This window comes from Bartonella sp. CL25QHWL, assembly GCF_042195335.1.
In the GTDB taxonomy this organism is placed as follows: Bacteria; Pseudomonadota; Alphaproteobacteria; order Rhizobiales; family Rhizobiaceae; genus Bartonella.
In genome coordinates this window covers 1-2,168 of the sequence record NZ_JBHIOE010000047.1, presented here as the reverse complement: position 1 = coordinate 2,168, position 2,168 = coordinate 1, and the positions used below count along the sequence as shown (strand labels likewise).

At 35.3% G+C, this 2,168-nt stretch carries 1 protein-coding gene and 1 pseudogene; one reads left to right on the top strand and one right to left on the bottom strand.

Annotation, left to right across the window (positions count from 1 at the left end; genetic code table 11):
* Positions 1-621, bottom strand: a 621-nt coding sequence (locus tag ACFILY_RS09300; protein ID WP_375673351.1) for a MobA/MobL family protein, incomplete at its 3' end; no start/stop codon positions are given.
* Positions 622-828: 207 nt separating this feature from the next.
* Here ACFILY_RS09300 and ACFILY_RS09295 point away from each other — a divergent pair.
* Positions 829-2,168: pseudogene (locus ACFILY_RS09295) on the top strand (Ti-type conjugative transfer relaxase TraA); the annotation flags it as partial.

Genomic DNA, 2,168 nt, shown 5'->3' with positions numbered 1-2,168 from the left:
GCGTAAATCCTTCAAAGCATCTTTATGACCTATGACGGTTTCATAAACTATACGCTCTTCTTTTCTTATAGCATTCCCTTGTCTATCACGAATAGTAACAAGAGATTTTTTTACTGTTCCATCTTCATTTAAGACAGCTATTTTTTTGGGACCAAAACCATTTTCTAAAACTGGACGTAAAGTATGCATAATATGCACATGTGGATTTCCTTCCTTGTCATGATAAACCCAATCAGAAACAAGACCACGTGATGCAAAGTTTTCTTTTACAAAGTCTCGTACAAGAGAAATATTTTGATCTCGTGATAACTCTAATGGCAACGCTATAACTATTTCTCTTGCCAACTGTCCATTCACGCGCTCACTATTTTGCACAGTGTTCCACAGCCATTCACTTTTTTTATCATTTGTATCAAAATAACTGAGCTGTTGTGTAATCCATTTTGGAGAACCCTCTGGAATATTCATTTCTGAATGTACAAGGTCTCTATCTTTATCATATTTATGCGTATGAGATCCTTCTAACTCATCAAACATCCTTGTCCTATGGCGATAGGCAGCCGCCGAAATTGCTGATTTTCCAGCACCAATAATTTTAGCTTGTAAATGTGTACTTGCCATAAGATACAATTACCAAAAATTGTGTTTATTTCACAGAAATAATCTATAGCATGAAACGTTTTACTTTAAAACGTATAATTGCGCCTTCAAAAATCTTTTGAAAAAAGACATTTTCAGGAGCGCATAAATGCGCACTATTAAGTATTGTTATTGGAGATTTATTCTGTTAAGTAAAAATAAAGATTAAAAAATAAAAGAGAGTTTGAAATGTCACGTAAATCTTTAGAAAAACTTATAGAGGAAAAAAAAGCTCTGGAAGAAGGAAAAACTTTACGGGGTGACGAATTACTTGTTCTTGCTCATACGAATGCGTCTGTAAAAAAATTAAATGAAGAAATTCGAACTGCTCTTAAAGATGCTCGTTTACTTAAATCTGAAGATAGTGCAAGCGTTACAAATTTTGATACTCTTAAGGGGCATAGGGAATTTGTTGTTGGTGACAGAATTATCTTTCTTGAAAACGCTCAATTTGAAGAAAGATATGCCCAAGAATTAGGAAAGCAAAAAGTTAAAAATGGTATGTTGGGAACTGTTTTGTCTACACAAAATGAAAGAGGAAAACCGCTTTTAAAAGTGTGTCTTGACTCTGGCCAAGAAGTTGTTTTCTCCAATCAGACCTATCAAAACGTTGATCATGGATATGCGGCTACGATTCATAAGAGTCAAGGAGTTACCGTTGATAATGTCTTTGTTTTAGCCTCCTCATCTATGGATCAACATCTCTCCTATGTTGCAATGTCTCGCCATAGGCATCAGTCACATCTTTATGTAGCCGAAGAGGATTTTAAAAACGTTCGATTACACGAACACAAACAGGTTAAAGGTACAATCACTGGTGAACTTGTTGAAGCTGGGTATGCTTCTTTTAGTGAAACAGCCAAAACCAAAACACCTTATGCGGATATAGCAACTTTCCGTGGAGTTGAACGTGTTTATGGTGTAAATCTTCCCTCTGCGATAGATGGGGCTCGTATTGAGCTTGGTGATAAGATATCCATTCGTCAAAACAAAGAGACTGTTGTTGTTAACAATAAAGAGATTAGACAAAACATTTTTCATGTGGATTTTATAGAACGTGGTGATCCTTCTTTTGCTAGTAGCATTAAACAATCCGATCGTGCAAATACCTATGAAAAATTGGTAGCAGCTCTTTCTAGGTCTGGTGTTAAAACAACAACTCTCGATTTTTCTGAATCTCCTGATTATAGAGATTATATAGCCAAATTTAAAAAAAATAGAGGGATTGATGTTTCTCAAGGTTTAGGGGAAAAAATAGCCTCTTACGTTGATTTTAATAAAGAATGGTTGCAAAAACAAAAAGAAAAGATTGAAACCCTTTGGGGGAGAGCAACGACAGTTTTTAGCAAACTTAAAAAAGAAGAGCTCGAGGTTGAGCAATCACAAAAAGAGTTGAATGTTGCATCAAAAACAACGGAAAAAGCCCCATACCTTGCGGCTTATACGGATAACTCTAATCTAGAACAGAAGGTGCTAAGCGCTCTTAGAAATAAAAAATCTTACATTGATGTGTTTAAGGAGTTAAACAG